The following is a 25,201-nucleotide window of genomic DNA, read 5'->3' as shown; positions in this document are numbered from 1 at the left end:
TCAGTGACGCGGGTCGAAGTCTTCGCTGAACAGTTCGTCTTCGGCATCCGGGCTGACTGGAATCTTGTGTTCTTCCGACGCCCAAGCGCCCAGGTCAATCAGCTTGCAACGGTCCGAACAGAAAGGCCGGAATTTGCTCTCGGGGCTCCATTCGACAGGGGCGCCGCAGGTTGGGCAATCGACGGTTGGGGTTTGGCTCATGACTGGCCTCCAGGCAAAGTAAGGTAAAAGTGATGCAGGCGGTCCACCTCGCTGTGCAGCCAGGCGAGGTCGCGGTCGTTGACCACAACATCGTCGGCATGGCTCACGCGGTCCTGGCGGCTGGACTGAGCCTTGAGGATCGCCTGGACCTGTTGCTCGCTGGTCTGGTCACGCTGCAGGGTGCGCTCGATCTGTAGCTGTTCCGGGGCATCGATCACCAGGACCCTTTGGGTCATGGCGTATTGCCCGGACTCGATCAGCAGCGGCGAAACCAGAATCGCGTAAGGTGATTGTGCCTTGGCCAGATGATCGGCGATTTCCTTGGCGATCAGCGGATGAAGCAGCGCTTCGAGCCAGCGGCGTTCGTCTGGCACTTCGAAGATCAGTTTGCGCAGCGCAGCGCGATCCAGTTGCCCGTCGGCTTGCAAGACGCCGGGGCCGAAGTGTTCGGCGATCGTTGCCAGCGCCTGGCGCCCCGGTTCCACCACCCAGCGCGCCGCATGATCAGCGTCCACTACGTGCACGCCCAGGTCGATGAAGTGTTGGGCCGCCGCGCTTTTGCCGCTGCCGATGCCGCCCGTCAGGCCGAGAATCCAGGGTTTTTCCACAGGGGTATTCATTTCAAACCGACAAACTGCCAATAGAAGTCGGTTATTTGACCACCCCAGAGCAAGGCAATCCAGCCGGAAATGGCCAGAAAGGGTCCGAAGGGGATCGGTGTCGACGTTTTCTCGTTGCGCAGGCGCAGTAAAATCACCCCGATGATCGCCCCCCCGAGCGATGACAGCAGGATAGTCATGGGCAAAATCTGCCAGCCACCCCAGGCCCCGAGCATTGCCAATAACTTGAAATCGCCGTGGCCGATGCCGTCCTTGCCGGTGATCAACTTGAACAGCCAGAACACTGACCACAACGCCATGTAACCGGCCACCGCGCCCCACAATGCGTCATGCAGGGACACGAAGAGCTCGAAGCTGTTGACGATCAGTCCCAGCCACATCAGTGGCAGCACCAGCACATCCGGCAGCAGTTGGTGCTCGGCATCGATCAGGCTCATCGTCAGCAACCCCCAGCTCAGGACCAGCGCCATGCAGGCCTGCCAGCCGAAACCGAAATGCCACGCGATGAGCGCCGAGAGCAAACCGCACGCCAGTTCGGTCAGCGGATAGCGTTTGCTGATCGCTGCCGCGCAGTTCGAGCACCGCCCCCGTAAAAACAGGTAACTGAGCAACGGAATGTTTTCCCAGGCACGGATGCGATGGCCGCAATGAGGGCACTTGGAATGGGGCAGCATCAGGTTGAAGGTCGGCAGCGGTGTCTCGCTTGGCAAGCCCAATACGTCACGAGCCTCCTGGCGCCATTCGCGTTCAAGCATTTTTGGCAGGCGCCAGACCACTACGTTGAGAAAGCTGCCAATCAGCAGGCCAACCAACATGGCTGCGATCACGAAGACCAGCGGGTAGAGGGTCAGAATGTCGTTCAAGGGCATGTCAGATCGCTGAGCCAAGTTGGAAGATGGGCAGGTACATCGCAACCACCAGGCCGCCGACGATAACACCCAGTACCACCATGATGAACGGCTCCATCAGGCTGGTGAGGTTATCAACCATGTTGTCCACTTCGTCCTCGTAGAAGCTCGCGACTTTGTCGAGCATGTCGTCCAGCGCGCCGGACTCTTCGCCAATGGCGGTCATCTGAATCGCCATGTTGGGAAAGATGCCGGAGGTGCGCATGGAAAAATTCAGCTGCATACCGGTGGATACGTCCTGCTTGATACGCAGCACCGCACGCTTGAATACGATGTTGCCCGTCGCGCCGGCCACCGAATCCAGGGCTTCCACCAGCGGCACTCCGGCGGCGAAGGTGGTCGACAGTGTGCGGGCGTAACGGGCCACGGCAGACTTGTACATCAGCGTGCCAATCAACGGCAGTTTCAGTAACCAGGTGTCCATCCGGTCCCGAAAGCCCTGCGAGGTTTTAAAGGCGTGGCGCACGCCGAAGATCACCGCGATCAGCACGCCAAGCATCATCCACCACCACGCCTGCATGAACTCCGACAAGCCAATGACCATCACCGTGAAAGCCGGCAATTCGGCGCCAAACCCTTTGAATACCGATTCGAACTGCGGCACCACTTTGACTAGCAAAATCCCGGTCACAATGATCGCAACGAACACCACCGCCAGCGGGTAGGTCATGGCCTTTTTGATCTTGGCCTTGAGGCTTTCGCTCTTTTCCTTATAGGTCGCCACTCTCTCCAACAGGGTATCGAGAGCACCCGCCTGCTCGCCGGCATCGACCAGGTTGCAGTAGAGCTCATCGAAGTATTGGGGCTTTTTGCGCAGGGAAGCGGCGAAGCTGTTACCCGCCGCGACTTCCTGTTTTACCTCATCTACCAGTGTGCGCATGGCCGGGTTATCAAAGCCTTCACCGATGATGTCGAAGGACTGCAACAGCGGTACACCGGCTTTCATCATGGTCGCCATCTGCCGGGTGAACAGGGCAATGTCCTGGGCCTTGATGCGCTTGCCCATGTTGAAAATCGAGGCCGACTTCTTGCGTACCTTGCCGGGATTGATGCCCTGCTTGCGCAACTGGGCCTTGATCAACGCCGGGTTCTGACCGCTCAACTCGCCCGTCATTTTGGTGCCTTTGCGGTCTGTACCTTCCCAGGTGTAGACGCCGATTTTTGCTGCTTTGACCGCCATATTCAGTCCTTGGTGACCCGGTTGATTTCTTCAAGGCTGGTAATGCCTTGCATGGCTTTGAGCAGGCCCGACGTACGCAGGTCGTTGAAGCCGTCCTTACGCATCTGGATGTCGATTTCCAGTGAATTGCCTTCGGCCATGATCAGCCGTTGCAGGTCAGGGGTGTTCTTCACCACTTCATAAATCCCGACTCGGCCTTTGTAACCGTTGTTGCAGTGATCGCAACCGACTGGCTCATAGATCGTGAATGAGCCGATGCGTTCCTCGGGGAAGCCTTCCTTGAGCAGCGCCTCCCGGGGGATTTCGATGGGTTTCTTGCAATGGCTGCACAATTTGCGCGCCAGGCGCTGGGCAATGATCAGGCTGATCGAGGTGGCAATGTTGAAACCCGGGATGCCCATGTTGTGCAGGCGGGTCAGGGTTTCGGCGGCGCTGTTGGTGTGCAGGGTCGACAGCACCAGGTGTCCGGTCTGGGCCGCCTTGATGGCGATTTCCGCGGTTTCGAGGTCGCGGATCTCGCCGACCATAATCACGTCCGGGTCCTGGCGCAGGAACGAGCGCAGCGCCTGGGCAAAGCCCAGTCCCTGCTTGGGATTGACGTTGACCTGGTTGATGCCTTCCATGTTGATCTCCACCGGGTCTTCGGCGGTGGAGATGTTGATGTCCACGGTATTGAGAATGTTCAGCCCGGTGTAGAGCGACACGGTTTTGCCCGAACCGGTGGGCCCGGTCACCAGAATCATCCCCTGTGGCTGCTTGAGGGCGGCCATGTACAGGTCTTTCTGATCGGGCTCATAGCCGAGGGCGTCGATGCCCATTTGAGTGCTGGACGGGTCGAGGATCCGAATCACCACTTTCTCGCCCCACAGGGTCGGCAAGGTGTTGACCCGAAAGTCGATGGACTTACTCTTGGACAGGCGCATCTTGATCCGCCCGTCCTGGGGTTTGCGTCGTTCCGAGATGTCGAGGCTGGCCATGACTTTCAGCCGCGCGGCGATGCGATTGGCCAGTTGAATCGGTGGTTTGGCGACTTCACGCAAAATACCGTCGGTACGCATCCGCACGCGGTAGGTTTTTTCATAAGGTTCGAAATGCAGGTCGGAAGAGCCGCTTTTGATCGCGTCCAGCAACATTTTGTGGACGAAGCGCACCACGGGCGCGTCGTCGGCATCCTGGCCGGCGATGGCGTCCTGTCTGTTGTCATCGATCGACTCGATATCCACGCCATCAAGGTCGACATCGGCCATGTCTTCCAGACCGGTACTTGGGCTGTCGAAGAATTTTTCGATGGCATCAGTGAGTTTGTCGTCCTCCACCAGGATGGCTTCGGTATTCAAGCCGGTGCTGAACTGGATGTCATTGATGGCTTGCTGATTGGTCGGGTCGGAAACGCCCACGAACAACTTGTTGCCGCGCCGCCAGAGGGGCAGGGTGTGGTGCTGGCGGATCAGTTTCTCGCTGACCAGACCCTTGGGTTGGGTTTCCTTGTCCAGACAGTTGAGGTCGAGCAAGGTCATGCCGAAGTGTTCCGACGCGATCTCGGCGACCTGGCGGCTTTTCACCAGCTTGTTCTGCACCAAGTAACTGACCAGGGAGATGTGATTGCGTTGGGCTTGCTGATACGCCTGTTGCGCGCTTTTGTCAGTGAGCAGCTCGGCCAGGACCAATTGCTTGGCCAGACCGCTAAGGGCGATGTCATTCATTGGGATACCGGACGCAGACAGTTCATGACTTATAGCCTAGTCAAGCGGGGGAACCAAACCAGCGACGTTCAGGTGACAAAAAGTGTCAGATAGTGCGGATTCTGGGGGTATGAAAGGGGTTTGTATCGATCGCACGCCCCGCCAACACGGGGCGAAGGGGTTGGCATGGGCTGTGCTGCGGCTAGTTCAGATCATGAGATGTCGACTCATGCATGGAGCTTGTCTATGAATACTCAAAAAGGTTTTACCCTGATCGAGCTGTTGATCGTGGTGGCGATCATCGGGATTCTCGCGACGTTTGCGTTGCCGCAATATTCCAAGTACCAGGCGCGGGCCAAAGTCACGGCCGGTCTGGCGGAGATTTCCGCATTGAAGGTGCCATTTGAAGACCTTATGAATCAAGGTACCAATCCGGATCTGACCAAGGTCGGTGGTACGGCAACCACTTCCAATTGCACCACTACTGCTGCTGGAGTTGCCGCGGATGGAACGGGCACGATCGGTTGCACCATTCTTAATGCCCCAGGGCCGGTACTGAGTAAAACAATTACCCTCACACGCGCGCTGACTGGCTGGACATGCGCCACCACGGTAGCGCCTGATTACGCGCCGAAAGGTTGTAACGCCACCGGGACATAGTTTCTTCATGCTAATGAATGCCCTGTCTGTAGAGACGGGGCATTTTTTTGCTTGCTCGTTACGAAAATGACTTAAGGACAGAAAACCCCCGACAATTCATGGCCTTAGGCCTACTCTAAAACCCGCAACTTGCATGTCGATAATTTAGAAGTCATGCAATTTGCATGATTCCAAAAATCAGGTGATTTTCTATCTTGTTGTTTTATAACGATTTGTTGCCTGTCTCAAAGTTGGCACAGCGTTCGCAATATCCTAAGTAACCCTGCTGACAAGATACGCAGCAGACTTTATGGAAAAACAGGAGTTACTCGTATGAAGAAGTTCGCTATCGCTGCCGCTACTGCTACCGCGCTGACCCTGACAATGGCCAACACTGCATTTGCTCAGACCCAGGCTACCCAGGCACCCATGGTTCTGGCCGCCGGTGAAGTGACCGAAGCTAAAGAAGCTACTTCCGATACCTGGATCACTACCAAAGTCAAAGCAGACCTGGTGACTGAAAAAGGCATTCCTGGTACTGACATCAAGGTTGAAACTAACAAAGGTGTTGTTTCCCTGTCTTCGACCACTGCAGTGACTGATTCTCAGAAAGACGTCGCAGTGGCCATCGCCAAGAAAATCAAAGGCGTCAAAGCGGTGTCCGCTGACGGCCTGAAAGCCGAGTAAGGCAAGACTTCTCGCCTGGGCTGGGAGAAGGCGCGACAGGCGGGCCGAGCAATACGTCTGCCGCCTCTGGAGAGTTCATGCGAAAGGCCACAAGGATGTGGCCATTACAGGCCTCGGCATTCGTGTCGGGGCCTGTTCTATTGTGGATGGGTAAAAATCTCTACAAGAGCATGCTGGAAGGTGATGGTTAATTCTCAGTTACCGCGCTTGCTGGTGATCTGCTTCAAACGATTACCTTCAAAACGCAGATATTGGTACATCCCGCCGCTGGGCCCGTAGGTCCATTCCTCGACTTGAAACTCTTCCCGCCGATTAGCGCTGCGCTTGTAGCCCAACAGATCACGGCTGACCGGTTCACCGCATTTGTGCAGCACTTCACTGGACCGGTCCCCGACACTGACCAATTGACTGCCGCAGCGCAGGGTATCGGCTGCCGAGGCCTGACTGGCGGCTATTGCCAGTGCCAGGCTCATCAGCCATTTCGCGCCCATCACTCGGCATCCAGATGCAACGGCGTAACCACCCGGCCGTCACTTTCCGCTACGCCAAGGTTAGCGTCGATGAAGTACACGCGGTCATCGGCCAACTGACCCTTCTCGACCAGATAGTCCTTGATGCTGCTGGCACGTTCCTGACCCAGCTGGCGTAAGAGAACGTCGCTGGAACTCCAGAACTTGATCACGCCTTCGCGCATTTTCGCGGCGCGTTCTTCCTTGCCCAGGTCCTTCCATTCGGCTGGAGGCTGAGTTTTCAGACGCGTGCGGTAGATGCCTTCCAGCAGCGGACCTTTCTCGCTGTCCGGCACTTGCAGCAGCGAGGCCTGAGCCGGCACTTTGTCACCGCGGCGCTGGAGCATTTTGTAGTAGTTGTACTGGTATTCCCGTTCCAGACGTTGCTCGGCGATCAGCGGGCCATCGCTGCTCGCGGCAGCCGTGCCTTCGATTTCCAGGCGCAAGGCCGGACGCTCCTTGAGGGCCTGGGACAGTTTGACCAATGAACTCTCGGTCTCCTGGCTCAGGTCGCTTGACCCTGGCGCAAACGAGACAGTGCCCAAATCTTGCGAACCACCGCCACTGACCAGCCCGCCAATCATTTTGAACGGCGCCGCGGCGGCTTTGACAATCAGATTGCGCAGGGTCTGCCAGACAATCGGCATGATGCTGAACTGCGGGTTGTTCAGGTCGCCGGTCACCGGTAGCTCAATGGAGATTTTGCCGTCGACGTCCTTGAGCAACGCGATCGCCAGTTTCAGCGGCAGGCTCAAGGCGTCTGGACTGTCGACTTTCTCACCCAGTTGCAATTGCTCGACCACCACTTTGTTTTCGGCCTTGAGCTGGCCCTTGGTGATCAGGTAATGCAGGTCGAGATTGAGCCGGCCCTTGCGGATGCGGTAGCCGGCGAACTTGCCGGAGTAGGGCGTCAGCGTGGTCAGTTCCACCCGTTTGAAGCTGGTGGTGATGTCGAGGCTGGCCATCGGGTCGAACGGATTGACCGAGCCCTTGATGGTCACCGGCGCATAGCGGTCGACCTTGCCTTTGATGTCCACGGTCGCAGGTTTCGCCTGACGGTTGTCGATGGTGCCGATCTGCCCGTTGAGCTGTTGAACAGCAGTGGCGAAGTTCGGGGTCAGGCTGAAGTCGGCGAAGTTGGCCGAGCCGTCATTGATGGCAATACCGCCAATGTGGATGCCCAGTGGTTTTTCCTTGCTGGCAGGTTTGGCTGTCGCGGTCTTGGCACCGGAGTCGGCCGGTTGCGGGATCAGCAAGTCATCGACGTTAGTGGTGCGGTCATCATTGATCATGAAGCGCGCATAAGGCTGGAACAGGGTGACCTTGTTGATCGACAGGCTGTCGCCGTGTTGATAATTCAGGCCTTCGAGCACCAACTGCTGCCACTTGAGGAAGTCGCGGGTTTTGAGGGTGTCGAGGGTATGCAGTTGATCGACCTGGGCGCGGCCTGTGACGCTGAACGCCAGTGGCTCGGTGCTTTTCAGATCGACCGCCAGATCACTGCCGAGCATGCCGCTGCGCAGTTCCAGGCGAATGAACGGGTTGATGTAGGACTGGGCGACGCGCAGGTCGATGTCCTTGGTCTGCACGTTTAACCTGGCGCTGACGGGGGCGAGATTGACGACGCCGTCTGCCATGATCTTGCCTTGCTTGCCCAGGCCCGTATCAAGCTTGAGGTTAAAAGGCGAGCCATTGAGGCTGTCGAAATTCTGCAGGTCCAGGTTCAGCGGGCCGACGTCCAGCGCCACGGCGGGTTGCGCCTTGCGGTCGGCCAGATGCACCTGGTAATCACGCAGTTGCACGTCTTTGAGCAGTACCTGCCAAGGTTTGCTTGGCGGCGCCGGCTCAGGCTTTGGTGAGTCGGCGGCTGCCGGGGTGCTGGCCGGTTCGGCGTTGGCTTTGGCGGCCGGTTTGGACGGTTGGCTGGCGAACAGTTTCTGCCAATCAAGTTGCCCGTCGGCTTCGAGGGCGGCCCAGGTTTCCAGTTTTTGGCTGCGGATCTTGCCGACGACCACTTGCTGCTTGGCCAGGTCTACGGTCGTTTCACTGATGTCCAGCCGCTTAAGCTTCGCCAGCGGCCGACCATCTGGAGCCTTGATGTTGAAAGGGGCGATGCTGACGGCGACATTGCTCAGCAGCAGTTCGGTTTTTTTGGACAGGTTCAGCTTGTAATCGGTGCTCAGGTTCAGGGTGCCGTTTTCCAGATCCAGCGGAACCGAGTCGCGCACGTAAGGCCACCAGACTTTCATGTTGGCATCGGTGACTTTCAATTTACCTTCGGAGGCGATCGGGATCAGGCTGAAATTACCGGTCCAGTCGATCTGCCCACCGGAAGGGCCGACGGCCACCAGGGTCATGTCGGCGTTATCTTCGGGCAGTGTACTGAGGTTCTTCAGCTCGAAATCGAGCTTGTCGTAGAGGAACTCGATGGGCTCGCGAGGACGCGCATCCTGGAAGTGCACATAGCCGTCGGCCAGTTTGATGCGCTCCACGCGTAGTGGGAACGGTTTGGCGTTCGGGTCGACCGGGGTCGGCTCGCTGGCAGGTATTTTGAACAGGCCGAGCAGATTGAGTTTGCCGTCCTTGCCGAAGAGGATTTCGGTCTTGGGTTTGTCTATTTCGATATCGGACAGGTGCAGCGCCTTGGTCCAGAGGCTGTCGATCTGGAGATTGGCATACAGCCGCTCGAAGCCGACCTGCTCCTTGCCCGGATCGCCGATGATCAAGCCCCACAGGGTCACTTCTAGGCTGAACGGGTTGAGTTCGATCCGCGAAATCGTGGCGGGCGTCGTCGCGTAACTGGCCAATTGTTGGTTGGCTACCCGCAACGCGATGCCCGGTAAAATCAGAAACCCCAGCAGGCTGTAGAGGACTAGAGCGGTCAACAGAGCGCCAATAGCGCGAATCAATCCTTTGGGCATGTGCGGCTTCATCTGTCTGAATCGGAGAGCATTGGAGTATGGCACGCGTTTCCGGTTCAGAAGTGATCATGCTTTACAGGATTTATCTGATTTTGCGGACGAATCTCAGAGCTGCAGAATCAGCGTTTTCAGCGGCGGTTGTTGGTCCATCGACGGAAAATCACCGCCCGGTTTCATTACGGTCCATTCACGCACCGGCCGCCCGGCTTTCTCGGCACAGCGCAAAACTTGCTCGCGCCAGTCGTCCATGCTGACCTTTGCCAGGTTGTTGCAGCAGATCAGCACGCCATTGTCGGCGGTGGTCAGCAGCGCCGGCTTCAACAGGCTCTGATAGTCGCGCAGCAAGTCAACGGTGCCGAAAGCGCTCTTGGCCCAGGCTGGCGGATCCAGCAGCACCAGGTCGTACTGACGCTGTTCCAGCCGTTGATAGCTTGGCAGTTTCTGCCCGCGGCGCAGGCTGATCGGCAGGCCGGCCAATTGGCGGATGGCCGGGAAATAGTCGGACTGGATGAAGTCCATGGTCGGCAACTGGGGATTGAGCAGACCGTTCTCGCAGCCGACGGCCAGGTTGCCCTCAGCGAAATCAAGGTTGCAGACTTCGCTCGCGCCACCGGCCGCCGCACTGAGGCCGACGCCACAGGTGTAGGCGAACAGGTTCAGCACACTTTTGTTTTTGCTGTGCTGCTTGACCCAGCCGCGCGTATTGCGCAGGTCGAGGAACAACAGCGGATCCTGGCCGGCATGGCGACCGCGAACCCGGTAATTGAGCCCCCATTCGTGGCCGATCAGGTCTTGCAGGGCGGCCTCGTCGGCGCGGTAGACGGTGTCTTCGCGGTCGATGCGCGAGTTGCCACGGGAGCGATCGTTGTAGACCAGTAGCGTTTCGAGGCCTAGGTGCTGATTGATGGTTTCGTGCAAATGCAGCAACGCATCACGTTCCAGCGACTGGTGAAAGCTTTGCACCAGCAATTGCGGGCCGTAGCGGTCGATCGTCAGGCCGCCGGCGTCTTCCTGGCTGCCATGGAACAGGCGATAGCAATCGGTGCCTTGCTGATGCAGTTCGGCCAGCAGGTCCTGGCGACGATCGAGGGCGGCGCGCAGCGCCTGATTCAAGGAAGACATGCTGGGCGCCTGGCAGGAGGGAATTTGGCGCGGGAGTTTAACAGCTTGGGACAATAAGAACCTGTAGGAGCGAGCGGTGCGGCGATCCGACTTGCCCGCGAAGAACGATAACGCGGTATATCAGCTAGACCGCGTTATCGTTCTTCGCGGGCAAGCCTCGCTCCTACAACAACCCCATCCGACGCCTGGCCCGGTGCACCGAGCCGTTACGCACCGCCCAACGCAGCATCGGCGTGCTGCGGTTGACGCCGGCGCGGATCAGCTTGCGTTGCAGTGGGCTCTGTTGGACACCCAGCATGTCACTGGCCCAGTCCGGCAGCAGCTCGATCCCGGCCTGCATCATCAAACCGCCGAAAGGCCTGGCCAAACGACTGGGGGAGGGGGCGTTCAGCAACAGCCGCAACACTTCGCGACTGCGCTCGTCGCACAGCAGTTGTGGGCGCATTCGTTCAAGGTAATCGGCCATTTCCTGCCGTGAACGCGGCACGTCACGGGCGCCCAGCCGTTCGGCGACCAACGCGATTTCCGCGTAGTAACGGTCCTGGTCGGCCAGGGACAGGTTCGGATTGCGGTAACGCAGGTGCGCGGCGAGGAAGTTGCTCACCTCGGCCACGTGCACCCAGGTCAGTAGATCAGGATCGCTGGCGGCATATGGCCGGCCATCCGGTGCAGTGCCGGTCACTTGCAGGTGGATGGTGCGGACTTTCTCGATCAGCCAGTCGGCGTCCTTTCGCGAACCGAACGTGGTGCCGGAAATGAACTGCCCGGTGCGGCGCAGTCGGCCAAGCATGTCCTCGCGAAAATTCGAATGGTCCCAGACCCCGGCCAGGGCCAGTGGATGCAGGGCTTGCAGCATCAGGGCGCTGATGCCGCCGATCAGCATGCTGCTGAAGTCGCCGTGAACTTGCCAGCTCACCGAATCCGGCCCGAACAGGCCGGGATCGCCCTTGGGGTTTTCCAGGTCGAGCTTGCCCAGAGACAGACCGGTCAGGCTCATGATCTGGGTTTCGATGCGGGTTCGAATGAATTCCATGGCGACTCAGTGGCGAAAAAAAGGCGCGGCTGTTATGGGCCGCGCGGGGAAGTTTAAAGCATGAACTTATTGGTTCAGGCGTTTATCGACCAACTCCTGGACCACGCTCGGATCGGCCAGTGTCGACGTATCGCCCAGGCTGTCCAGTTCGTTGCAGGCGATCTTGCGCAGAATGCGCCGCATGATCTTGCCCGAACGGGTTTTCGGCAAGGCCGGCGCCCACTGGATCAGGTCCGGTTTGGCGAAACTGCCGATTTCCTCGCTGACGTGAGCCAGCAGTTCTTTCTTCAATTCGTCATTGGGCTCGGTGCCGTTCATGGGGGTGACGAAAGCGTAGATGCCCTGGCCCTTGACGTCGTGGGGGTAACCGACCACGGCGGCTTCGGCAATGCTGTCGTGCAGCACCAAGGCACTTTCCACTTCGGCGGTGCCGATGCGGTGCCCGGAAACGTTGATCACGTCGTCGATACGTCCGGTGATCCAGTAGTCGCCGTCCTCGTCGCGCCTGGCGCCGTCGCCGGTGAAGTAATAACCGGGGTAGGGCTTGAAGTAGGTGTCGACCATTCGTTGCGGGTCGCCGTAGACGCTGCGGATCTGCGCCGGCCAGCTGGATTTGATCGCCAGTACGCCGCTGCCGGCGCCTTTTATCTCCTTGCCCGTTTCATCCAGCAACACCGGTTGCACGCCGAACATCGGTTGCGTGGCGCAACCGGGTTTGATCCGTTGAGCGCTAACCAGCGGGCTGAGCATGATGCCGCCGGTTTCGGTCTGCCACCAGGTATCGACGATCGGGCAACGCTGCTCACCGACGACGTTGAAGTACCAATCCCACGCTTCCGGGTTGATCGGCTCACCGACGCTGCCAAGTAGTCTGAGGCTCTCACGAGAAGTTTCCTTCAACGGTTCGGGGCCTTCACGCATCAGCGAACGCAAGGCGGTCGGGGCGGTATAGAAAATGTTCACATGGTGCTTGTCGATCACCTGCCAGAAGCGCGAACTGCTCGGGTAGCTCGGTACGCCTTCGAAGATCAGCGTGGTCGCGCCGTTGGCCAACGGACCGTAGACGATGTAGCTGTGGCCGGTGACCCAGCCGACATCGGCGGTGCACCAGAAGACTTCGCCATCGCGGTAGTCGAGCACGTACTTGAAGGTCATCGCCGCTTGCAGCAGGTAGCCGCCGGTGGTGTGCAGCACGCCTTTGGGTTTGCCGGTGCTGCCGGAGGTGTAGAGGATAAACAGCGGGTCTTCGGCGTCCATCGGCTCAGGCGGGCAATCGTCGCTGACGTCGCGCAGCGCCTGGTGATACCAGATGTCCCGGCCCTCGACCCAGTCCACTTCGCCCTGAGTGCGCTCGACCACAATGACAGTGCTGACGTTCGGACAACTTTGCAGCGCCTTGTCGACTTTCTGCTTGAGCGGCACGAATTTACCGCCGCGCACGCCTTCATCGGCGGTGATCACAGTGCGGCAGTCGGCATCGAGAATCCGGTCACGCACGGAGTCCGGAGAGAAACCACCGAACACCACCGAATGCACCGCACCAATGCGCGTGCAGGCGAGCATGGCGTAGGCGGCTTCGGGGATCATCGGCATGTAGATGCACACGCGATCGCCTTTCTTCACGCCACGGCTTTTGAGCACGTTGGCCAGGCGACAGACGTTGTGATGAAGTTTTTTGTAGGTGATCTGCGCGGATTCGGCAGGGTCGTCGCCTTCCCAGATGATCGCTATTTGATCGCCGCGCTTTTCCAGGTGACGGTCGATGCAGTTGTAACTGACATTCAACTTTCCGCCGGCGAACCAGCTCGCCTCACCGGTTTTCAGGTTATAGCGCTGGACGGTATCCCACGGCGTACTCCAATCGAGAAAGCGTGTGGCCTGTTCAGCCCAGAAAGTACTGGGGTGGTCGATGGATTGGCGGTACAGGCGCTTGTAGTCGTCTTGACTTAATTGTGCAGCCCGGCGGACGGCATCGGCTTGGGGGAACGTGCTGATATCGAACATGACGGTTCCTTATTCTTGTTTTGCGACAAGATCTAAAGATGCGCCGAGTGGGGAGAGGGTTCAAGACTTGAAAACAAACACCCCCTCAGAGCGAGGGGGTGTTTTCAGTGCTGGATCACCCGCGGTGACGACCGCGGAAGTAGTTGATCAGGCCTTGGGTTGAAGCATCGTCAGCCGGGGTTTCTTCGCTGCCGACCAGGCGGTTGTAAACGCCTTTGCCCAGCTCTTTGCCCAACTCCACGCCCCACTGGTCGAAGGCATTGATGCCCCAGACCACGCTTTGCACGAAGACTTTGTGTTCGTACATCGCCACCAATGCGCCGAGACGGCGCGGGCTGATGCGTTCGACCACCAACGTATTGCTCGGACGGTTGCCCGGGATCACCTTGTGTGACGCGAGTTTCTGCACGTCTTCTTCGCTCATGCCTTTATCGCGTAACTCGGCTTCGGCCTCGGCAAGGGTCTTGCCCAGCATTAGCGCTTGGCTTTGCGACAGGCAGTTGGCGTACAGCCACTGATGGTGGTCGGACACCGGGTTGAAGCTGACGATCGGCACGATAAAGTCGGCCGGGATCAATTGGGTGCCCTGATGCAGCAACTGGTGATACGCATGCTGACCGTTGCAGCCAACGCCACCCCAGATCACAGGACCCGTGTCGGTGGACACCGGAGTGCCGTCCTGGCGCACGCTTTTGCCGTTGGATTCCATGTCCAGCTGTTGCAAATGCTTGGTGATATTGCGCAGGTAATGGTCGTACGGCAGGATCGCGTGGCTCTGCGCGCCCCAGAAGTTGCCATACCAGATGCCCAGCAAGGCCAGCAGCACCGGCATGTTCTGATCGAAAGGCGTGCTTTGGAAGTGCTGGTCCATGGTGTAGGCACCGGACAGCAGTTCCTTGAAGTTCGACATGCCGATGGCCAGGGCAATCGGCAAACCGATGGCCGACCACAGCGAGTAACGGCCGCCAACCCAGTCCCACATCGGGAAGATGTTTTCTTCGCGGATCCCGAATGCCACAGCTGCCGCGTTGTTGCTGGAGACGGCGATGAAGTGACGATACAGCTCGGCTTCCGACCCCCCCTGAGCCAGGTACCAGGCGCGTGCGGCTTGGGCATTCTTCAGGGTTTCGAGGGTGTTGAAGGATTTCGACGAAACGATGAACAGCGTGGTTTCGGCACGCAGTTTCAGGGTCAGTTCGTGGAACTCACTGCCGTCGATGTTCGCCAGGTAATGGCAGCGCACGCCCTTCTGGGCGTAGGACAACAGTGCTTCAGAGACCAGCTCCGGGCCGAGGAACGAGCCACCGATGCCGATGTTCACCACGTCAGTGATCGGTTTCTCGGTGTAACCGCGCCACAGACCGTCGTGGATACGGCCCACGAGGTCAGTGATCTGGTTCAGGACCTTGTGCACTTCCGGCATCACGTTGACGCCATTGACCGACAGCTTGTCGCCAACCGGACGGCGTAGCGCGGTATGCAAGGCGGGGCGGCCTTCGGAGGCGTTGACGATTTCACCTTCAAACAGCGCTTTGATCGCGCCCTGGAGATCGACTTCGTTGGCCAGGCCCACCAGCAGATCGCGTGTCTCGGCGTTGATCAGGTTTTTCGAATAATCGAGAAACAGGCCGCAGCTGCTGAGGGTGAATTGGGTAAAGCGCTGCGGATCGGCATTAAAGGCTTCGCGCATGCTGAAATCTTGCATGGCTTGGCGGTGATCATTCAACGCTTGCCAGGCGGGCAGAGCGGTAACGTCGTGAGGGGTGCGGTAATACGCCATCGCTGCGGGTTTCCTTTTTACTTGAACGGCCTTTTGAACACAAAAAATCCCGGAGCGCTGTGGATGGTGCGTCCGGTCAACTGCGTCGACACGATTTCATGACACAGGGCGAATACAGTAAACCTCGCGCTGCGATCTGTCTTGACTTTGTCTGACCCGTTCCCGGTACTTTTTTATACATCGGCAGGGAACGGTCCGACAAACGGAAGGGGAATGGACTAAGACGGGATCAGGCGACCTGAACCGGAATGGCATTGCTGGTGTGGCTCAGTTCATTACCCGGCGCCATGTAGAGCATGCGTGGCTTAAAGTTGAGCAGTTCGGCTTCGCTGTAGTGGGCGTAGGCGCAGATGATCACGCGGTCGCCAACCTTGGCCTTGTGTGCGGCTGCACCGTTGACCGAGATCATGCGCGAACCTTCTTCGCCCCGGATCGCGTAGGTGGTGAAGCGTTCGCCATTGTCGACGTTGTAGATCTGGATCTGCTCGTATTCACGGATGCCGGACAGGTCCAGCCATTCGCCGTCGATGGCGCAAGAACCCTCGTAATCGAGAACAGCGTGGGTGACTTCGGCGCGATGCAGCTTGGCCTTGAGCATGATGGCGTGCATGAGTGTTTTCCCAGGTCGGAATCGAACGGTGGGCATTGAGCCCAAAGCCAATGTGGGCAGCAATACAGAGTGCGAGGCAACGCAACTCCCTGTAGGAGCGAAGCTTGCTCGCGAAGGCGTCATGTCGGTCGATGCAGATGTCGAATGACGCGACGCCTTCGCGAGCAAGCTTCGCTCCTACAGGGGATTTGTGGTGTTTAGGCGGGGGCGTCGAGGTTCAGATGGAGGTTATCGATCAACCGCGTAGTACCCAGGAACGCCGCCACCAGAATCACCAGGTCCCGATCCTCCGGGGTGGCCGGACGCAACGTCAGGGCATGACGAATTTCCAGATAGTCAGGACGCAAACCAGCCGCTTCAAGCTGCTTGATCTGCGCGCCGATCAAGGCCGGGAAATCTCGCTCGCCCTGTTTGATCGCGTCAGCAATCTGGTTTAAACCGCGATACAGAACCGGCGCAACGGCCCGCTGTTCTTCGCTGAGGAAGCCATTGCGCGACGACAGCGCCAGGCCATCGGCTGCACGTACTGTCGGTTCGCCGATGATCTGGATCGGCATGTTCAGGTCATGCACCAGGGCGCGGATCACCGCCAGTTGCTGGAAGTCTTTCTGGCCAAAGATTGCCAGGTCCGGCTGGACCATGTTGAACAGCTTCGTGACCACCGTCGCCACACCTTCGAAATGCCCGGGACGGCTGGCGCCGCAGAGGCCCTCGGAGAGTTGTGGAACACTGACGCGGGTCTGCCCGGCGATGCCGTCGGGGTACATTTCTTCAGCAGTTGGCGCGAACAGCAAGTGGCAACCGGCCTGGAGCAGTTTCTCCTGATCGGCCGCGAGGGTACGCGGGTACTTGTCGAGGTCTTCGCCGGCGCCGAACTGCAGCGGATTGACGAAAATGCTCGCGACCACGAAATCCACCCGTTGGGTGGCTTTGGTAACAAGTGCAACATGACCGCTGTGCAGGTTGCCCATGGTCGGCACGAAGCCGATTCGCTTGCCTTCGCCACGGGCACGGGCCACGGCGGCCCGCAATTCGCGTACGGTTTTTACGGTGTTCATGCAGAGAATCCGTGTTCGATACCTGGGAAAGTCGCCGCTTTGACTTCAGTGACGTAAGCGCCAATCGCCGCTTGAATGTTTTGTTGCCCGGCCATGAAGTTCTTCACGAACTTCGGCACACGGCCAGTGATCGACAGGCCGAGCATGTCGTGCAGAACCAATACCTGGCCGTCGGTGCCGCTGCCGGCGCCGATGCCGATTACCGGAATGCCCACAGCCTGGGTGATTTCCTGAGCCAGTTCGCTCGGTACGCACTCGAGCAGCAACATGGATGCACCGGCCTGCTCCAGTGCGATGGCGTCGGCACGCATTTGCCGCGCCTGGTTCTCGCTGCGACCCTGGACTTTGTAACCGCCCAGAATGTTCACCGATTGCGGTGTCAGCCCCATGTGCGCGCACACCGGGATACCGCGTTCGGCCAGCAGACGGATCGAGTCCGCCAGCCACAGTGCACCTTCAACTTTGACCATGTGCGCACCGGCCTGCATCAACAGGGAGCTGTTGGTCATGGCTTGTTCGGTGGTGGCGTAGGCCATGAAGGGCAGGTCGGCGAGGATCAAAGCGTCGGTGTTACCGCGTTTGACGGCCGCCACGTGGTAAGCCATTTCCGCGGTGGTGACCGGCAGGGTGCTGTCGTGACCTTGCAAAACCATGCCAAGGGAGTCGCCCACCAGCAACACTTCGACGCCTGCTTCATTGCAGGCGTGGGCGAAGGTCGCGTCATAGCAGGTCAGCATGGTGATTTTTTCACCTTTTAGCTTGAGACCTTGCAGAGTGGTCAGGGTGATGGCTGGCATGAAAAGTTCCTCATTCAGGCGCTGTGGAAACTACTGCGAGTAACGCGCGTGATTCTTCGTTAAATACAGGCGCACGGTCTGTTGTCGTGCTTTTAAGGCCTGGATTGCGCCCTTCAACGCCGTGTTGGCGGCAGCGGGACGCCTATAGTCGTGAGGAGAACTCGGGAAGTCAATTGCGTGTGTTACCGCGTTGTTACGCCAGGGGTGTTACCGGGGAACCTGATGCGATTCAGCAGGATTTGTGACGGCGCCCACTCAGCAGGCCGGAAGGCGCTCCAACCCGACGAACGGGCAGGCGGCGAGCAAATCCCTCAGGCTGCGACCATCGGCCAGACGCAAACCCGCAGGCGCCAGCTCGGCCAGTGGATAGAGGACGAAAGCTCGTTCCTGCATATGGTAGTGAGGCACTTTGAGGCGAGGTTCGTCGATCAGCCGATTACCGAACAGCACGATGTCGAGATCCAGCGTACGCGGCCCCCAGCGTTCAACACGCTCGCGGCCCTGTTCGTTCTCGATTACTTGCAGCGCATCAAGCAGGTCCAATGGCGCAAGCGTGCTGTCAAGGGCGGCAACCGCGTTGGTGTAACGCGGTTGGCCGGGCAGCAGCGAGTCGCTCTGATAAAACCCGGAAACCCCGATCAGTTCGGTCTGCGGCAACTGCGCCAGCGCCTCGACGGCGCAGCGCAATTGTTCGGCGGGGTGAGCCAGATTGCTGCCCATGCCGATGTAGATGCGTTCCATGGATTACTCGTCCGTGGTGCTCGGTGCGCCTGCGGTGCGTTTGCGCTTTGCGCCACCGCTGCGGCGACGTTTGCGTGGAGCGCCGGTGCCGTCATCCTTGCCGCTGAGGTCGCGGATCATGTCGCGACGTTCGCTGTCGTTGGCATCCTGATAGTCCGTCCACCATTCGCCCAGGCCATCGGTCTGCTCACCGGCGCTTTCACGCAGCAGCAGGAAGTCGTAACCGGCACGGAACCGCGGGTTGTCCAGCAACAGGTCGGCGCGCTTGCCGCTGCGGCGTGGCAGACGCTCTTGCATGTCCCAGATCTCGCGGATCGGCATGGTGAAGCGTTTCGGAATCGCGATGCGCTGGCACTGTTCGGCGATCAGCTCATGAGCGGCTTCCTGCATGGCCGGAATCGGCGGCATGCCACGTTCTTGCAGGCGCAGTACGCGGGCCGGCAGGGCAGGCCAGAGCAGGGCAGCAAACAGGAACGCCGGGGTCACCGGTTTGTTCTGTTTGATCCGCAGGTCGGTGTTGATCAACGCTTCGCTGATCAGCGTGTGGGTGTACGTCGGGTTGTATTCCAGCGCCTCGGCACTGGCCGGGAACAGCGGATCGAACAGCTGCAGGTCGACCAGCATCTCAAAGGTGTCCGCGGCATGGCCGGAGAGGAACAGCTTGAGCACTTCTTCGAACAGGCGGGCCGACGGAATCTCGCGCAGCATCGACGCCAGCTCGCGGATTGGCGCGGCGCTGTGCTTTTCGATGCCGAAATTCAGCTTGGCGGCGAAGCGCACGGCTCGCAGCATCCGTACCGGGTCTTCCTGGTAGCGTTGCTTTGGATCGCCGATCAGGCGGATCAGGTGATTGCGGATGTCGTGTACGCCGTTGGCGTAGTCGAGGATGCGCTCGCTGACCGGATCGTAATACAAAGCGTTGATGGTGAAGTCGCGGCGTTGCGCGTCTTCTTCCAGCGTGCCGTAGACGTTATCGCGCAGGATGCGCCCGCTCTCGTTGCGCGAGGACTGGTTGCTGTCTTCCTCTTCATCGTTTTGCGGGTGATTGGCGCGGAAGGTCGCGACTTCAATGATTTCGCGACCAAAGTGGATGTGCACCAGCTTGAAGCGTCGACCGATGATCCGCGCGTTGCGGAATTCGGCCCGAACCTGTTCAGGCGTGGCACTGGTGGCGACGTCGAAATCTTTTGGCGTGATGCCGAGCAGCATGTCACGCACGCAGCCGCCGACCAGGTATGCCTGGTAACCGGCGTTCTGCAGGCGTTCGACGATGTTCACCGCGTAGCGACTGAATTGGGCCTTTTGCAGCGAATGTTGGCCGCTGTTGAGCACTTCAGGCGTACTGCGAATGTGTTGCGTATGACGCTTGGGAGAACGGAATGACTGGAACAGCTTCTTCAGCATGGGATGCACTGTTTGAAGGAATGTTCGGCCAAAACGAAGAATGACCGCATGATGGGCGGGGATTCTAGCATTTAGTCGGGGGATGGTGTAGGAAGCTGCGCAAGCGCTTTAAGGGGATGCCGATTGGCGTGTCTAAACGCCAGAAACTACAAGGGGAGCCGAAGCTCCCCAAGAAAGTAGTTGCATGCTCTATTTTTATTTTTGATTCGGGCTTCTTGTTTTTGTTGAGTGCCCTCGCCATGAAGTTTTTCCTTCATGGCCCTCCCAATCGGGAGCCAAGAGCAAACGGATTGCTTTGGTCGCTGTGTTGCAGTGATCTTGCGATCCAACCAGTGCAGGCTCTGTCTTGTGACAGTTTTTATTGTTCTCGGCCTGGTCGTGGGGCAAGCCCCAAATACAACGCCTCTCCAAAAGAATCAGTTAGCTGCGCCTCTCGCCGTCTTGTTTTTATTGTGCGTGAGTCGATTCGTCTTATTTTTATTGTCTTGTGCATTGCTTGTTATTGTTCTTGTACCAAACATATAGCAGGGTGCGTGCCAACTTTTGTTAGGCCCAGCAAAACAAAGGGTTAGACCGGCTGATGAGGTTTTCAGAGGCCAAAAAAAACCGGGGCTTCGTTACCGTAAGCCCCGGCTTCTGTTACGTGAAAAAGCTGAGGTAACAGTTTTTTCACAATTTCACGTGTTACCCACGCATCAGACAGGCGAGGTTCAGCTCTCGCTGGCCACCCCGGTCTTGCGTCGTGGAATGCCCAGGCGCTGACGGCGTTCCCACAGGCATTTGCGACTGACACCGAGTTTGCGTGCCAACTCGGTTTCGGTCATGTGGTCCTGATGCTCGAGAACGAAGTGCTGGAAGTAGTCTTCCAGTGACAGGTCTTCGGTCGGCTCGTGGCTGGAGCTGCTGGAGTTGTTGCCCTGTTGGGGCGCCAGGCCGATGAAATCATCGTCTTCCAGATCGCTCAGCTCAATGTCGATACCCAGCAGCTCGGCGGAGATTTCCGGGCTCTCGCACAGGATGACCGCACGTTCTACTGCGTTTTCCAGCTCTCGAACGTTACCCGGCCAGGCGTAATGACGAATTGCCTGCTCGGCATCCGGGGCGAACTTCAGGTCGGTGCGGTTGACCCGCGCGCTCTGGCGCGCCAGGAACGCGGTGGCAATTTCGTTGACGTCCGCGCCGCGCTCGCGCAGGGCCGGCAGCTTCAGGGCGATCACGTGAAGGCGGTAATACAAGTCTTCACGGAACTGGCCGATCTTCGCCAGGCTCTTGAGGTCGCGGTGAGTCGCGGCGATCAGGCGCACATCGACTTTCTGGGACTGCACCGAACCCACACGACGAATTTCACCTTCCTGCAGCACGCGCAGCAGGCGGGCCTGGGCTTCCAGTGGCAGTTCGCCGATTTCGTCGAGGAACAAGGTGCCGCCGTCGGCCGCTTCCACCAGACCGGCACGCCCGGCGCTGGCGCCAGTGAACGCGCCTTTTTCGTGGCCGAACAGTTCGGACTCGATCAGGCTCTCCGGGATGGCTGCACAGTTCACCGAAATCATCGGCGCCTTGGCACGTTTGGATAAGTTGTGCAGGGCGCGCGCGACCAGTTCTTTACCGGTGCCGGATTCGCCCTGGATCAGGACATTGGAGTCGGTTGGCGCGACTTTGCGGATCTTGCTGTACAGATCCTGCATAGGTGGGCAGGAGCCGATGATGCCGATTTCGCCGTTGCTGTTATTGGCACCCTGTTTCGCGGCGCCATTGCCGGCTTTGCCGGCGACCGGTTCACCGCTGGCTTGCACTGACTGCCGGTCGCGCAGGATTCGCGCGACGGCCTGGAGCATCTCGTCGTGATCAAAAGGCTTGGCGATGTAATCGACCGCGCCCATCTTCATCGAGTCGACGGCCGAACGCAGGCTGGCGTAGCTGGTCATGATCAGCACCGGAGTGCCCTGGCCGAGTTTGATCAACTCGGTGCCAGGCGCGCCAGGCAGGCGCAGGTCGCTGACGATCAGGTCGAACGTGGGAATGGTGAAGCGTTCTTGTGCTTCCTGCACTGAACCGGCTTCGCTGACCTGGTACTGGTTACGTTCCAGCAGGCGGCGCAAGGCGGAGCGGATAATTGTTTCGTCTTCGACGATCAAAATGTGCGGCATTGATTCGATACTCTCGACGGTCTCAGTTCACAGCGGACGTCGCTTCGACATGACGCGGCAAGGTCACCCGGATACGGGTGCCGCGTTGGCTTTGAACATCAGCCGGGCTGTCGATGGTGATTTGTCCATAATGCTCTTCAACGATGGAATAGACCAGTGCAAGGCCCAGACCGGTGCCTTCGCCAGGATCCTTGGTGGTGAAGAAAGGTTCGAACAATCTATCCATGATGTTCTTCGGAATACCGCTGCCTTCGTCTTCCACGATCAAGTCGACCGTGTGCTCGCCGGCTTCGCTTTTGACGCGCACCGCACTGCCGGGAGGCGAGGCATCGCGGGCGTTTGAGAGCAGGTTGATCAGTACTTGCGCGAGGCGCTGCGGGTCGCCTTCGACCCAGTGATCGGGGTCGCACAGGTTGTAGAACTGCACCTCGAAATTACGTCGATTCAGAGCCAGTAGGCCTATCGCATCCTGGGCCACTTCCGCCAGACAGACGGGCTCGTCGCTGTGCTGATGACTGCCGGCGTGAGCGAAACTCATCAGCGACTGAACGATGCGCGACACGCGTTTGGTCTGCTCCAGGATCTGCCCGCTGATTTCCTTCAGTTCGCTGTCTTCTTCGCGCTCTTCGCGCAGGTTTTGCGCCAGACAGGCGATACCGGTAATCGGGTTGCCGATTTCATGGGCCACGCCGGCGGCCAGTCGACCGATGCTGGCCAAACGCTCGGAGTGCACCAGTTTGTCTTCGAGCATCTGGGTTTCGGTCAGGTCTTCTACCAGCAACACCAAGCCGCTGTTACCCGGTGCGAGCGGTTCATCGATCGCCGCTTTGTGCAGGTTCAACCAGCGGGTCTGGCCGTCGAGGGCCAGGTGCTGTTTGTGCAAATGTTCGTCCGGCAGATTGATGAAGCCTTGCAGCAGCTCTTTCCACGGATCGGCGATGGTGCTCAGGCGCGAACCGACCACACGCTGCGCGGCAATCCCGGTCAGCTCCTCCATGGCTTTGTTCCACATGAGGATCTCCTGGTCCTTGGCCAGCGAGCAAACGCCCATCGGCAATTCCTGCAAGGTCTGGCGGTGATAGCGGCGCAGGGCATCGAGTTCGGCGGCAAGCCCGGTCAGGCGCGAGTGGTAGTCCTCGAGGCGACTTTCGATGAAGTGGATGTCTTCGGTGACGTAGTTTTCGCCACCGGCCTTATAAGGCAGGAAGGTCTCGACCATGTCCTGAGCCACGCTCGGCCCCATCAGGCCGGATAGGTTGGCTTCGATGCGGTCGCGCAATCGGCGCAAGGCGTAAGGTCGGCGCTCATCGAACGGCAGATAGAGGTCGCGCAGTGCCTGTTCGACTTCTTTCTGTGCAGCCTTGGCGCCCAATGGTTTTGCAAGCTGCGTAGCGAACTCCTGGGGTGAGGCGGCGTGCAGTTCGCGGCGTTGCGGCCGGCGCACGTTGTCCACGGCGCAGGCTTCCGCCGCGCTGGCCTCTTCGCTGCTGGCGTTGGTGAACAGCGAAATCAGGGTGAACATCAGCACGTTGGCCGCCAGCGACGCGATCGCCGCCATGTGCCAACTGGTGTCGTCCAGCACATAGATCATGTTCAGCAGCGGAATGTAGAAACCCTGCAGGTTGCCCACCAGCGGCAGCAACATGGTCACCAGCCATACCAGAATCCCCGCGAGCAAACCGGCGATAAAGCCACGGCGGTTGGCGGTCGGCCAATACAGAACCGAGAGTACGCCCGGCAGGAATTGCAGGGTGGCGACGAAGGCGACAATGCCCAGATTTGCCAGATCCTGTTCCGCACCCAGCAATAGATAAAAACCGTAACCGGCCATGATGATCGCAACGATCAGCGCCCGACGGGTCCACTTCAACCAGCGATAGATGTTGCCTTCGGCCGGCGGCTGATAGAGCGGCAACACCAGATGGTTCAGCGCCATCCCAGACAGCGCCAGGGTGGTGACGATGATCAGCCCGCTGGCCGCCGACAATCCGCCGATATAGGCCAATAGCGCCAGGGCCTTGCTGTTGGCCGCGATGCCGATGCCCAGCGTGAAGTATTCAGGGTTGGTGGTGGCGCCAAGTTTCAGCCCGGCCCAGAGAATCAGCGGTACCGCCAGGCTCATCAACAGCAGAAACAGCGGCAAGCCCCAGCTCGCACTGACCAGCGCGCGCGGGTTGAGGTTTTCGGTAAACGTCATGTGGTACATGTGCGGCATCACGATCGCCGAGGCGAAGAACACCAGCAGCAACGTACGCCACGGACCTTCCTGCAACGGTGTGTGCAGGGCGGCGAGGGCGGTCTGGTTTTGCAGCAGCCACAGTTCCAGCTGTTGCGGGCCGTCGAACACGCCATAAAGGGCATACAGGCCGACGCCGCCAATGGCGATCAATTTGATCACCGACTCGAAAGCAATCGCGAACACCAGGCCTTCGTGTTTCTCGCGGGTGGCAATGTGGCGCGAGCCGAAGAAAATCGTGAACAGCGTAATCAGTGCGCAGAAGCTCAGCGCCACGCGATGCTGCACCGGCTCACGGGTGAGGATGCCGATGGAGTCGGCGACCGCCTGAATTTGCAAGGCGAGCAGCGGCAGCACGCCGATTAGCATGAAGATCGTGGTCAGCGCACCGGCCCAGGTGCTGCGAAAGCGGAAGGCGAACAGATCGGCCAGCGACGACAGCTGATACGTGCGGGTGATTTTCAGGATCGGATACAAAAGCACCGGCGCCAGCAGGAACGCGCCGGACACCCCGAGGTAACTGGACAGAAAACCGTAGCCGTATTGATAGGCCAGTCCCACCGTACCGTAAAACGCCCAGGCACTGGCGTAAACGCCCAGCGATAGGGTGTACGTCAGCGGGTGGCGAATGATCGCCCGGGGGATCATGCCCCGTTCGCTGACCCAGGCTACGCCGAACAGCACCGCCAGGTACGCGGCGCTGATCAGGATCATCTGGGTCAGGCTAAAGCTCATCGGCATCTTTTTGGCTCTGCAGGATGAAGGTCACGACGATCAGAATCAGCCAGAGCAGATAAGGGCGATACCAGGCGCCAGTGGCGTCGATCCACCAATCCATGATGGCCGGGGAGAACAGATAAATCCCCACTACCAGGAGCAGGACCAAGCGATAGATGTACATCCCGGCCTCTCTTTTTTATGC

General features: G+C 59.0%; 21 protein-coding genes. 2 read left to right on the top strand and 19 right to left on the bottom strand.

Annotated features, from left to right (window positions below; translation table 11 throughout):
* From yacG to pilB, 5 genes are read right to left on the bottom strand one after another with little or no spacing between them, the layout of a single operon-like run.
* Nucleotides 1-201 carry a DNA gyrase inhibitor YacG gene (yacG, locus tag ACYZTU_RS24670; protein ID WP_253418608.1) on the bottom strand — a complete coding sequence of 67 codons (201 nt, stop codon included), beginning with the start codon at nt 199-201 and terminating at the stop codon, nt 1-3.
* On the bottom strand, nt 198-821 hold the full coding sequence (gene coaE, locus ACYZTU_RS24665) for a dephospho-CoA kinase (protein WP_461966225.1): 624 nt from the start codon (nt 819-821) through the stop codon (nt 198-200). The genes yacG and coaE overlap by 4 nt, the downstream gene beginning before the upstream one ends.
* Nucleotides 818-1,690, bottom strand: a complete 873-nt coding sequence (locus tag ACYZTU_RS24660; protein WP_461966223.1) for a prepilin peptidase — start codon at nt 1,688-1,690, stop codon at nt 818-820. Before ACYZTU_RS24660 ends, coaE begins: the two co-directional genes overlap by 4 nt.
* Before the next feature lies 1 nt (nt 1,691).
* Complete coding sequence (locus ACYZTU_RS24655; RefSeq protein ID WP_461966221.1) at nt 1,692-2,909, bottom strand: type II secretion system F family protein; 1,218 nt, start codon at nt 2,907-2,909, stop codon at nt 1,692-1,694.
* Nucleotides 2,910-2,911: 2 nt separating this feature from the next.
* Nucleotides 2,912-4,612, bottom strand: coding sequence for a type IV-A pilus assembly ATPase PilB (gene pilB, locus ACYZTU_RS24650; RefSeq protein ID WP_461966219.1), 1,701 nt, complete (start codon nt 4,610-4,612; stop codon nt 2,912-2,914).
* 225 nt (nt 4,613-4,837) lie between these two features.
* On the opposite strand from pilB, the gene ACYZTU_RS24645 reads away from it, so the two are divergent.
* Both ACYZTU_RS24645 and ACYZTU_RS24640 read left to right on the top strand, forming a co-directional pair.
* Nucleotides 4,838-5,251: a pilin gene (locus tag ACYZTU_RS24645; RefSeq protein WP_461966217.1), complete on the top strand. Its 414-nt coding sequence runs from the start codon at nt 4,838-4,840 to the stop codon at nt 5,249-5,251.
* 312 nt (nt 5,252-5,563) lie between these two features.
* Nucleotides 5,564-5,917 (top strand): BON domain-containing protein, encoded by a 354-nt coding sequence (locus ACYZTU_RS24640; protein WP_461966216.1) that lies wholly within the window; start codon nt 5,564-5,566, stop codon nt 5,915-5,917.
* A gap of 194 nt (nt 5,918-6,111) precedes the next feature.
* On the opposite strand, the gene ACYZTU_RS24635 is transcribed toward ACYZTU_RS24640, so the two are convergent.
* The 14 genes from ACYZTU_RS24635 to ACYZTU_RS24570 form a co-directional block, all read right to left on the bottom strand.
* Complete coding sequence (locus tag ACYZTU_RS24635) at nt 6,112-6,408, bottom strand: DUF2845 domain-containing protein (protein WP_461966214.1); 297 nt, start codon at nt 6,406-6,408, stop codon at nt 6,112-6,114.
* Nucleotides 6,408-9,359, bottom strand: a complete 2,952-nt coding sequence (locus tag ACYZTU_RS24630) for a DUF748 domain-containing protein (protein ID WP_461966213.1) — start codon at nt 9,357-9,359, stop codon at nt 6,408-6,410. The genes ACYZTU_RS24635 and ACYZTU_RS24630 overlap by 1 nt, the downstream gene beginning before the upstream one ends.
* Before the next feature lie 93 nt (nt 9,360-9,452).
* The gene (locus tag ACYZTU_RS24625; protein WP_461966211.1) at nt 9,453-10,469 is read right to left on the bottom strand and encodes a class I SAM-dependent rRNA methyltransferase; all 1,017 of its coding nucleotides are present in this window, start codon (nt 10,467-10,469) and stop codon (nt 9,453-9,455) included.
* 163 nt (nt 10,470-10,632) lie between these two features.
* Nucleotides 10,633-11,502 (bottom strand): oxygenase MpaB family protein, encoded by an 870-nt coding sequence (locus ACYZTU_RS24620; RefSeq protein ID WP_461966209.1) that lies wholly within the window; start codon nt 11,500-11,502, stop codon nt 10,633-10,635.
* 66 nt (nt 11,503-11,568) lie between these two features.
* Complete coding sequence (gene acs / locus ACYZTU_RS24615; RefSeq protein ID WP_461966207.1) at nt 11,569-13,506, bottom strand: acetate--CoA ligase; 1,938 nt, start codon at nt 13,504-13,506, stop codon at nt 11,569-11,571.
* Between the two features lie 115 nt (nt 13,507-13,621).
* Nucleotides 13,622-15,286 (bottom strand): glucose-6-phosphate isomerase, encoded by a 1,665-nt coding sequence (pgi, locus tag ACYZTU_RS24610; protein ID WP_461966205.1) that lies wholly within the window; start codon nt 15,284-15,286, stop codon nt 13,622-13,624.
* A 229-nt stretch (nt 15,287-15,515) separates the two neighbouring features.
* Complete coding sequence (gene panD, locus ACYZTU_RS24605) at nt 15,516-15,896, bottom strand: aspartate 1-decarboxylase (RefSeq protein ID WP_003228271.1); 381 nt, start codon at nt 15,894-15,896, stop codon at nt 15,516-15,518.
* Nucleotides 15,897-16,093: 197 nt separating this feature from the next.
* The gene (gene panC / locus ACYZTU_RS24600) at nt 16,094-16,954 is read right to left on the bottom strand and encodes a pantoate--beta-alanine ligase (RefSeq protein ID WP_461966203.1); all 861 of its coding nucleotides are present in this window, start codon (nt 16,952-16,954) and stop codon (nt 16,094-16,096) included.
* The gene (panB, locus tag ACYZTU_RS24595) at nt 16,951-17,751 is read right to left on the bottom strand and encodes a 3-methyl-2-oxobutanoate hydroxymethyltransferase (protein WP_461966202.1); all 801 of its coding nucleotides are present in this window, start codon (nt 17,749-17,751) and stop codon (nt 16,951-16,953) included. Before panB ends, panC begins: the two co-directional genes overlap by 4 nt.
* Nucleotides 17,752-18,006: 255 nt before the next feature.
* Nucleotides 18,007-18,492, bottom strand: a complete 486-nt coding sequence (gene folK, locus ACYZTU_RS24590) for a 2-amino-4-hydroxy-6-hydroxymethyldihydropteridine diphosphokinase (RefSeq protein ID WP_461966201.1) — start codon at nt 18,490-18,492, stop codon at nt 18,007-18,009.
* A 3-nt stretch (nt 18,493-18,495) separates the two neighbouring features.
* Nucleotides 18,496-19,896 carry a polynucleotide adenylyltransferase PcnB gene (locus ACYZTU_RS24585; protein ID WP_461966199.1) on the bottom strand — a complete coding sequence of 467 codons (1,401 nt, stop codon included), beginning with the start codon at nt 19,894-19,896 and terminating at the stop codon, nt 18,496-18,498.
* 710 nt (nt 19,897-20,606) lie between these two features.
* Nucleotides 20,607-22,043 carry a sigma-54-dependent transcriptional regulator gene (locus tag ACYZTU_RS24580; RefSeq protein ID WP_461966197.1) on the bottom strand — a complete coding sequence of 479 codons (1,437 nt, stop codon included), beginning with the start codon at nt 22,041-22,043 and terminating at the stop codon, nt 20,607-20,609.
* Between the two features lie 22 nt (nt 22,044-22,065).
* Complete coding sequence (locus tag ACYZTU_RS24575; protein WP_461966195.1) at nt 22,066-25,020, bottom strand: sensor histidine kinase; 2,955 nt, start codon at nt 25,018-25,020, stop codon at nt 22,066-22,068.
* A complete protein-coding gene (locus ACYZTU_RS24570) occupies nt 25,004-25,180 on the bottom strand; it encodes a hypothetical protein (protein ID WP_003176118.1) in 177 nt (58 codons plus the stop codon). Before ACYZTU_RS24570 ends, ACYZTU_RS24575 begins: the two co-directional genes overlap by 17 nt.
* Between the last annotated feature and the right edge of the window lie 21 nt (nt 25,181-25,201).

This window comes from Pseudomonas sp. HLT2-19-2 (assembly GCF_054898005.1).
This window is presented reverse-complemented; position numbering and strand designations above follow the sequence as displayed.